At 47.7% G+C, this 9602-nt stretch carries 8 protein-coding genes; 6 read left to right on the forward strand and 2 right to left on the reverse strand.

Annotated elements, in window-relative coordinates:
- Positions 1–16: 16 nt before the first annotated feature.
- Positions 17–841 (forward strand): hypothetical protein, encoded by an 825-nt coding sequence (locus tag KNO92_RS11045; protein ID WP_214696671.1) that lies wholly within the window; start codon positions 17–19, stop codon positions 839–841.
- Here the strand turns inward: KNO92_RS11045 and KNO92_RS11050 are convergent.
- Both KNO92_RS11050 and KNO92_RS11055 read right to left on the reverse strand, forming a co-directional pair.
- Positions 807–1457, reverse strand: a complete 651-nt coding sequence (locus KNO92_RS11050; protein WP_214696678.1) for a C39 family peptidase — start codon at positions 1455–1457, stop codon at positions 807–809. The two genes, KNO92_RS11045 and KNO92_RS11050, sit on opposite strands and share 35 nt — an antisense overlap.
- 74 nt (positions 1458–1531) lie before the next feature.
- Entirely contained in the window at positions 1532–2905 is a 1374-nt protein-coding gene (locus KNO92_RS11055; protein ID WP_214696680.1) for a YjiH family protein, read from the reverse strand.
- A gap of 260 nt (positions 2906–3165) precedes the next feature.
- On the opposite strand from KNO92_RS11055, the gene KNO92_RS11060 reads away from it, so the two are divergent.
- From KNO92_RS11060 to KNO92_RS11080, 5 genes are all read left to right on the forward strand, one after another.
- Positions 3166–4158: an LLM class flavin-dependent oxidoreductase gene (locus tag KNO92_RS11060; RefSeq protein WP_214696682.1), complete on the forward strand. Its 993-nt coding sequence runs from the start codon at positions 3166–3168 to the stop codon at positions 4156–4158.
- A 137-nt stretch (positions 4159–4295) separates the two neighbouring features.
- Positions 4296–7466 (forward strand): EAL domain-containing protein, encoded by a 3171-nt coding sequence (locus KNO92_RS11065; protein WP_214696683.1) that lies wholly within the window; start codon positions 4296–4298, stop codon positions 7464–7466.
- Between the two features lie 2 nt (positions 7467–7468).
- Positions 7469–8224 (forward strand): P-loop NTPase family protein, encoded by a 756-nt coding sequence (locus KNO92_RS11070; protein WP_214761326.1) that lies wholly within the window; start codon positions 7469–7471, stop codon positions 8222–8224.
- Positions 8212–9069, forward strand: coding sequence for an MBL fold metallo-hydrolase (locus KNO92_RS11075; RefSeq protein ID WP_214761328.1), 858 nt, complete (start codon positions 8212–8214; stop codon positions 9067–9069). The genes KNO92_RS11070 and KNO92_RS11075 overlap by 13 nt, the downstream gene beginning before the upstream one ends.
- Positions 9069–9500 carry a GNAT family N-acetyltransferase gene (locus tag KNO92_RS11080; protein WP_214761330.1) on the forward strand — a complete coding sequence of 144 codons (432 nt, stop codon included), beginning with the start codon at positions 9069–9071 and terminating at the stop codon, positions 9498–9500. Before KNO92_RS11075 ends, KNO92_RS11080 begins: the two co-directional genes overlap by 1 nt.
- Positions 9501–9602: the final 102 nt, after the last annotated feature.

Consider the following 9602-nt stretch of genomic DNA (forward strand, 5'->3'; position numbering starts at 1 on the left):
GGAGAGGAGGGATGACATGGAGGCAGTACAATTGTTACAAGATGTGATCCGATTTCAAGCGATGTTATGTGAGACATCGTTTGGCCAAGAACTGATTTCGGAGGCATCGCCTGTCCTTTGGTACGGTCGTCCTCGTCCGAATCAATGGCTGACCATCGGGACGAACCCGTCACGCGGCGAATTTTTACATCGAGACGGGACACCGAGAACGGGGAAAGCCCAAAAGTTCTATTGGCGGAACGCGCTCTCGTTTGAAGATTACCTAGGAAATGAAGAGGCGCTGCAAGAAACGATAGAACGAGCATCGTCCTATTTCGAATCGGGTCGCGCGACGACGAGCTGGTTTGGGAAACCGGGTGGCGCCAAACTTGAGGCGCTGTTGAACGGGATGGGGCGAACGTTTTATGACAATCCGGCCTCTGTCATCCACGTCGATTTTTTTAAACTTGCGACGTATGAACAAATGGGGAAGATGAAGGCCGGACGCGGTTGGATGGAGCATCCGACCTCGATCGAGTTACTGGAGCGCACAATTACAACCATCAACCCGACCCGTTTGATTGTGCTCGGGCGAGAGAATTGTCGTGCCTTCACAGGTTTCTCGACTACGGGGAGGCTATCAGCTTATCCTGCCATCACTTATGAAATCGGACGCCATGAATCGGGCATCCCGATGATTGGACTTCATATGAAACCGTCTGAAGTGTTCGTCGGGCTCGGGAATGGTCGGGATTCAAACGGGCTACATTACGGGTCATATGCCAAGCGTGAGCATCTGTTAAGAATCGGACAAGCGCTTGAAACGATTATGGATGAGTGGCTGGCGGATGGACGCGCGTGATACTTCCCCAGAAATTGAATTCATTGAAGTCGATATAGCGCACGTCTTTTGAACGATTATCGAGCACGGCTAACAAGATGACGTCCGAAAACCCCCGTTTTTCAAACTGTAAATAACCGATTCCGGTGACGGAATGATTTTTATAAAAGCCGTTCGCCATATTCAATACAAATGGGCGACTCGCTTTCAGCTCACGCTCAAACGTCGACCATTTCCATAGATAGCGGGAACTCCCTCGACCTTCATACCCGTATCGCTTCCATAATTTCGTGATGATGGTGGCGATTTGAGTCGGGGGCGTCCCTTTCTCGTCTTTGAAATGATGTATGAAGGCGATCTCGCGTACATCCTCTTGAATCTGCGTCACATCATCTGGGATATTCGTATACCCATGGTCTCGGTAAAAGCGGAAAATGGCGGTAATGGACGTTAACGTACAGTTGTTCTTTCCGTTCTCGAACTGGCGTTGGAGCAAGACGGGCACGCCTTCAATCTGTACAGAGCGCTTTAATGTCCAGCGTCCGTGATAACGATCGTTCACATAAAGCTCCGGGGCGATGATTCCAGCATAGCCGTTGTTCGCGACCTCGAGTTGTCCTGCAAATGGGTGCTCCATCTAGGTCTCCCTCCTTTTTCTTTTAGTATACAAAGGACGCCCCATCTCATAAAAGAGAAAGGGCGTCGTTTTCGTTAAAAGACAAGATGCGCGATTCCGACGATGATCGGAAGCGTGATGAACGTCCGTAATAAGAAGATTAAGACGAGGTCGAGGAATGAAATCGGTAGTTTTGAACCGAGCAGTAAGCCCCCGACTTCAGACATGTAGATAAGTTGAGTGACGGACAGTGTGGCGATGACGAAACGTGTCAATTCGCTCTCGATGCCGCTTCCGAGGACGGCCGGCAAGAACATATCGGCGAAACCGACGACCATCGTCTGAGCAGCCTCCGAAGCCTCGGGTACTTGCAAGAGCATCAGGATCGGTTCGAACGGCTTCCCGATAATGGTAAAGAACGGCGTATATTCTGCGATGACGACCGCAATTGTTCCGACCGCCATGACGACAGGGAGTACGCCGATCCACATGTCGAGGACATTCTTGAAGCCGTCTTTGAGTGTCTCTAGGAAACTTTTGCTTGAACGTGACTTTTGTAGCGCTTGTATCAATGCCCACTTCCCAAGTGAAACGTTCGACGGCACGTCTTCTTCCGGTTTGAGCTCTGTCTTCTCATAGGCCGTATCTGCTTTTTTAGATAGTGGATAAATCCGCGGCATGATGAGCGCTGCGACCAAGCCAGATAAGACGATTGCCCCGTAGTACGGTAGGAAGTATTGGTCGAGTTCGACGTATTGTAAGACGACGATAGTAAACGTGATGGAGACGACGGAGAAGGTCGTCGCAATGATCGATGCTTCCCGTTTCGTGTAATAGCCTTCCTCATACTGTTTTGTCGTCAGTAGAATCCCAATCGTCGCATCCCCGACCCATGAAGCGAGCGAGTCGAGTGAGGCGCGCCCTGGCAAGCGGAAGAGTGGGCGCATGATTTTCATCAAGAACGTCCCGACGAACTCGAGAAGCCCAAAGTTCAAGAGGAGCGGTAACAACATACCTGCAAAAAAGAATGTCGCAAACAAGATTGGAATCAAATCAAAGAGCAACAAGCCCCCAGTAAATTCTGACGTAATCATCTCTGGTCCGAGTGTGAGTAGCGTCATGACACCGGCGACAAAACCGATGATGCGCATGACGAACCAAAACGGTGTCACGCTAAAGAGTGCGTTGATGGACGGTCGTTCCACCATAAAAGCAGGGCGTGCCGTAAACAACAATAAAGATCCGACAATCGAAATCCCCATCATGATGACAGCGAGTGTCGGGACGAATTCGCCAATCCACTCAATCAATAGATTGGATAAGAAAGCGACCGGAATCGTAAAGCCTTCTTCTGATGAGATTGGTACGATGAAAAACATGATGCCGATGAGCGATGGAATCAAGAACTTAAAAAAGTCTCGACTCGAAAAAGAAGGTTTCTTTCCGTCTGGTGTTGATGAACCATTCATGATGCATTCCCCATTTCCCCGAAGTGTTTATACTGTCTATGTATCCCCATTACACATCCAGCCCTTATTAAAACGTATTTCTTTATTAGTATAAAAAATATGACCAGGTGCTATCAACCGAATGCGTAAATTTTCTGAAAAATATAAAGTGGACACTAGGCAAAACATTCGTATTCCATAGAGGCATTTAGTATGATGACGGCGAGTCCAACAAATTCAAGATATTTAGAAACTTCATTATAGAGATAGGAGAATGCATCATGAGATTGAGTGTGTTAGACCAGGCGCCGGTCACGTCGGGTCATACAGGCGAGCATGCGCTGAACAGCGCGGTCGAGCTCGCACAAGTCGCAGAGGAGTTAGGATATTACCGGATGTGGATGGCGGAGCACCATGGTGGCATGTCATTCGCAAGTTCGGCTCCAGAGGTGATTGCGGCCTATCTGGCGGCGAAAACGAACAAGATTCGTCTCGGATCAGGCGGCATCATGATGATGCACTATTCGCCACTGAAGATGGCGGAAGTGTTCAAGACGCTCAGCGCCCTGGCACCAGGACGCATCGACTTTGGTGTCGGACGCGCACCAGGCGGGGACGCGAACGCCATCTATGCGATGTCACAAGGGCAGAAGCCAATGATGGACGGTCTTTACGAGAAGCTCGATACGACGCTTCAATTGATCAAAGATGAAGCACCGGAAGAGCGGTGGTATAAGAACACGCCGGCAGCCCCGACAGGCGTCACGCTACCAGAAGCGTGGTTACTCGGATCGAGTGGGAACAGTGCCGTGCAAGCCGGTCGAATGGGACTCGGTTATTCGTTTGCTCAATTTTTCAATGGCGAACTGAGTGCCGAAACACTCGATACGTATCGCCACCACTTCACTCCCTCTGATTTTATGGAGAAACCGGACATCAGCGTCACGTATTTGGTCACGACAGCAGAGACGGAAGAAGAGGCCGAATATTTGGCTCGACCGTCTGATTTGTCGCGGCTCTTCTTGATGCGCGGACAGTTGAGACAGTTATTGAGTCCGGAAGCAGCCCACGACTATCCGCTCACAGAAGTCGATAAAATTCATATCGCCAACAACCGAGCGATCCACCTCGTGGGGACGCCAAAACAAATCGCGGAACAGTTGCGAGATGAATCGGAACGCTATGGTTTCGATGAAGCGATGATTTGTAGCATCCAACATAAGCAAGAAGATCGCTTGAACGTCTATCGCCTACTAGCGAACGAGTTGCTTTGATTCGACGAACACCTTCTCAGATTGAGGAGGTGTTTTTGTATGAATGAAAAACGTTTTCCCATTTTTTCAAAGGTTTTCTCCCTAGTCGGGGCGAAACCAACTACACTATAAGAAAAAGGAACAGGTGGAGGTATACGATGCAACGGATGAAAGGCGACCCATATTATCTATTCGAGCTGTTCACACGCTTGTATCGAATGGTATTTCTAATGGAAGTGACGGATGAAGGCTATCGTTATGTTCATGTGAGCGATCAAGGGAAAGTCGCTTCTTCACTTCCGGATGATGTGGAAGGTCAGTATTTACATGAGATGTATCGCTCAGAAGTGGCGAATGAATTGATTGGACATTATGATGCGGTCGTCGAGACAGGGGAACCTGTCTATTTCATGTCAAAAATGAATATCGAATCCAATACGGCCCGATTCGCCTCCTCTATGCTTGTGCCAATCGAAGATGAATCGGGTGTCGTGCGCTATGTGCTCAGTTTGACGACGGATTTGTCAGAAGAAGCGGAAATCAAGTTGTTACGTAGTATCGAACATATGGATTATTTGACGGGGATGCCGAATTTGATGAAAGTCAAATTGGATCTTGATCAACTGTTTGATCGACAGAGCACGGAAGAAACAAGTGTGATACGCCTACATATCAATCGTTTCAAGATGATGATGTCGCTCCAAGGGGTGGAGCGCTCAAATGAATTGATTAAAGATATCACGCGTCAATTGGCGAATACGCTCCCGAAAGGTTCCATCATCGGTCGGGTCGATGGGGAAGATTTTATCGCGGTCTTGGCCCATGTCCCGATGAAGACGGCCTATATGTATGCGGAACATTTACTTGATGTCATCGCGGGTCATTCTTACAAAGTGGCCGATGCAGAATTTCCGTTATCAAGTTGTATCGGCATCAGTTCGGGAGTTGCTGACGCCGATCGCGTCATCATGAACGCCTCAACGGCTTTATTAGAGGCACGTCAGAACGGTAACCAAACGATTCATCTATATGAACATGATGAGTATGTTCAGCGTTATATTGATGAGATTATGATTGAGACGGAGCTTGTGAAAGCAATCAAACAAGATGAACTATATATGGTCTATCAACCGAAAGTGTCGATGGATGGGTCGATTCATTTCGAGGCGCTCATTCGTTGGAATAGTCCGGTACTTGGGTTCGTCTCTCCTGAAACGTTCATTCGTGTGGCGGAACAGTCATTGCTTATTGAAGACGTGACGCAGTTCGTCATGAATCGAGTCTGTCAGGACGTATCTGCACATGCAGAGCAATTCGAAGGTCGTCGTGTCGCCGTGAATGTGTCGCCGAATTTGTTTCATGAGCATCACATGAATGAATTGGTGACCATCATTTCGTCATACGACCTGAAGCCGGAGCAGTTTGAGTTCGAAGTGACGGAGCATACACTCATGCATGAACCGGTCGCTGCCATCAAAACGGTTGAATCGTTGAAGCAGCAAGGATTCCGATTGGTGATTGATGATTTTGGGGTGAGTTATTCTTCTTTAAATTACTTGAAGCTATTTGAAATCGATGGCATCAAGATTGACCGATCATTCGTTGCACAACTCGATCAAGAGAATGGGATGAAAGAATACGAAATCGTCAAACTGATTGTGTCACTCGCTAAAAAGTTAGAACTCGAAGTGACAGCAGAGGGCGTTGAAACGGAAGAACAGTATCGTATTTTACGTCAGCTCGGCTGTGATGAAATTCAAGGTTATTTCTTTAGCCGCCCGATGGCGCTCGAAAACCTAGATGAGGCACTCGAAATCTTGCATTCTCACCAGGCAGTCTTATCGAAAATTGAACAGCCGTCGCAGTTACTTCATCCTTCACTTGATGAACGCGAGATAAAGCGAATAAAGGCCATCTTACGATTGGAGATTTTAAACACGCCACAAGAAGAACGGTTTGATCGGATTTCTCGTTTGGTCGCACAAACGTTTCAGATGCCGATTGCCTTCATCTCCATCATGACGACGGACCAGCAATGGTTCAAATCGTGTGTCGGGATCGAACTTGAATCTTCTCATCTTAAGCGGGAGTGGACGCTATGTACGCGAGTCGTCACGTCGGAACGTCCGATTGTGATTGAAGATGTGGCAGCTGAAGCATTTGAGAGTGACAGTCCGTGGCTCGATCAAGTCGGGTTCTATGCCGGGGTGCCGCTCCGGACGAAACAAGGTCACGTCATCGGCACTCTTTGTGTGGTAGATGCTCAGGCGAGAACATTCACTGAAGAGAATCTACATGCGCTCGAGTCGTTCACACACTGGGTCATGGCAGAGATTGAACATACAGAAATGTCACGGCGACAAATCAAACGCCAACAAGTCGTAGAGGCATTGTATGAAGCGACGGCACTTCGTATGCCGTTTCAAGACCAGTTGGCACGAGTTCAAGAAATCTTATTGGAATGGGTCGGTTACTCGCATGCGGTGATCTTCTCAAGTGAATCCTCACATCGTCTCTTGGTCGAGAACGGGGTGTCTCGTCTGATGTGGGAGGAAGAAGAACTGCGCACCCTCCATCAACTGACGACGGTCGGTTCACAAACTCTTCAAGAAGGAGAACTGATTGTAGATGGAATTGAGTTCACAACAATTGTCAGCTTCCCTTTGACACATAAACACCAAGTGTTCGGGTGGATTGTCTTATTGGCGGAGCAAGGCAATTTAAACGATCAACTCGACGAAGAAACCCTGCAAGAGTTGGCAGACACGATTCGGTTGCTTGCAAGATGGTTAGAGAACGGAATTCGGAAAGAGCGGAAACAACGCGAAATGATTCGAATTGCGACACAGGATCAACTAACAAAACTCTGTAATCGATATACACTCATGACCGATCTATATAGACAGATTCAGCGTTCACAAACAGTCACATTGTTGTTGATCGATATAGACGACTTCAAACGGATTAATGATCAATATGGTTACCTGATCGGAGATGAGTTATTGATTGAAATCGCACAACGATTGAGCGGATTCGTGGAAACGTTCGGAGGTCAAGTATATCGATTTTCAGCTGATGAATTCGTTGTCGTTCAAGAGGATGTACCTGTTGGCGTAAAGGAGATGAACAACGTTATTTCCCAGGGAATAAACGCGTCAAATGGTGAAACCATACGTCTTACAGTAAGTATCGGGGTCGCCACAATCCAATCTACCTCAACGATTGATTCGATTCTTCAGCAAGCGGATGCGGCTATGTATATTGCGAAGAACAATGGTGGCAACCAATGGTTTCAATACGATGGATATTCAGATGGTGAGGGGTTTTAAGTATGGGGAAATTGTGGTTGATTGAGGGGTTGCCGGGAAGTGGGAAATCCACATTTGCTGAAAAGATATGTGCGTTGAAAGTAGGTGTCTTCTATTCGGAAGTGGACGCTGCTCACCCCGTCGATCTGCATGAAATCTACTGGGTAACGGAACCACCTTCACATGGTACGATTCTTGATGAAATTGAAGACGGATGGCTCGTTCGTTACGATGAAGGGGAAGAGCGCGTAGGAACAGATGTCTATGAGTTGCCCTTTGCACTTCACACACGAATCATGTGCGAACGATGGCGGCGTTATGTAACGAAATTCGAGCAGGAAGAACGTGACGTCATCTTTGAATGTGCGTTGCTTCAAAACCCGTTCACGATTGGGATGGTCGCCCAAGACGTTTCGTTAGAGGCGATTGAAACATACGTTCAAGAAATTTCATCGATTCTTAAACCAATCGAACCAATCATCGTCTATTTGGAGTTAAACGATGTCGCTCGGATATTTCCATTCGTCTACGACGAGCGACCGATTGAATGGCAACAGGGATTTGTCGAGTATTACACGACAGGGTCCTATGCATCGAAACGTAACCTTGTCGGTGTATCGGGAACGATTGCGGTATTGGCGGACAGACAGCGACGTGAGCTTACATTGCTTGATCGGATCCCGTTTCGTCATGTCCGAATCAAAAATGATGAGCGTTCTTCATTTGAAGAACTAACCAAATTGATAGAAGAGGAGTCGAGCCGTTCATGCAAACCTTGATCAAACATTCGGAACGTTTTTGGTATATGACGCCGCTTGCGCATACGGATCGTCCGATTCTTGGTGCCGTTGTCGGTGACACCCATACATTACTCATTGACGCAGGCAACTCCGTGGCGCATGCCTCAACCTTTTTAGAACAGCTTCAAGAGCGTGGCCTCCGTGCGCCTTCAATGGTCGCATTGACACATTGGCACTGGGATCACATCTTCGGGCTACCTGCCTTAGAAGGAGTGGTCTCAATCGCAAGCGAGGCGACAAAGCACGAGATGGAGAAGCTCGTCCCTTACGCTTGGGACGATGCATCATTGAATCAACGAGTTGCTGAAGGAATTGAAATCGAGTTTTGTGCCCAGGCGATCCGCGAAGAGTATGGTGATTCGCGAGACATTCAAATCGTTCTGCCGACACTGACGTTTCAGGAGTCGTTGACGCTCGATCTTGGTGGGATCCATGTCATATTGAGGCATGTCGGTGGCGACCATGCGAAAGATTCGGTCGTTATCTATGTCGTGGAAGAACGCGTCTTATTTTTAGGAGACGCGTTGTATGCAAATTTGTATGCCCCGACATGGCGAATGACACCAGAAGAGACACTTCGATTGTTACATGTACTAGAGACATTTGATGCACAACAGATCGTCTGGTCACACGGTGAGATGGTAAGTCGTGAAGCGTTCGCAGCAGATTGCCTTACTTTGAAAAGAATCGCCAAGATTTCGAACGATTTCCCGGGAAATATTGAAAAAATCACCCAATCATATGCTACACTTGTCAATCGTGAGGTGAATGAGGAAGAGCAGGAGCTGATTACGTTTTTTGTGAATGGGACGGTGGAGAATTAATGCATACAATTGTACGAATCCATGAAGAAGACGAGTCATTTCAACAGTTTTTGACTGGGAAGCTACGTGATTATAATAATGTTCACTCTGCGCATCATCGCGAGATTCGCGAGGCGATTGTACCGGCTGTTCAATTGAAAATCGAGCAAGAAGGACGGATCATTGCTGGCTTGTACGGGAGTGTGTATTGGGGATGGTTCGATTTAGACCGTTTATGGGTGGAGTCGAACGTTCAGGGACAGCGGCTCGGGAGTCGGTTGCTTGAAGAAGGGGAGACGATTGCGAAGTCGCTCGGTGCGACGCGTGTGAAGTTGACGACGTTCTCGTTTCAGGCGAAATCATTTTATGAGCGCTTTGGCTATACGGTCGCCGGTGTGCTACCGGACTACCCACCTGGATCTGACTATTACATGATGATGAAGGAACTATAAAAGGCGACACGAGTGAACTGAACCAAAAAAGTTAGACACTAAATAATTTTGTTAAGCGACTTTTAGAACCTGCGTCCGGTATTCAACCGGGCTCAGGTTTTT

The sequence above is a fragment of the Exiguobacterium sp. s129 genome, from assembly GCF_018617585.1.
GTDB classification, from domain to species: domain Bacteria; phylum Bacillota; class Bacilli; order Exiguobacteriales; family Exiguobacteriaceae; genus Exiguobacterium; species Exiguobacterium aestuarii_A.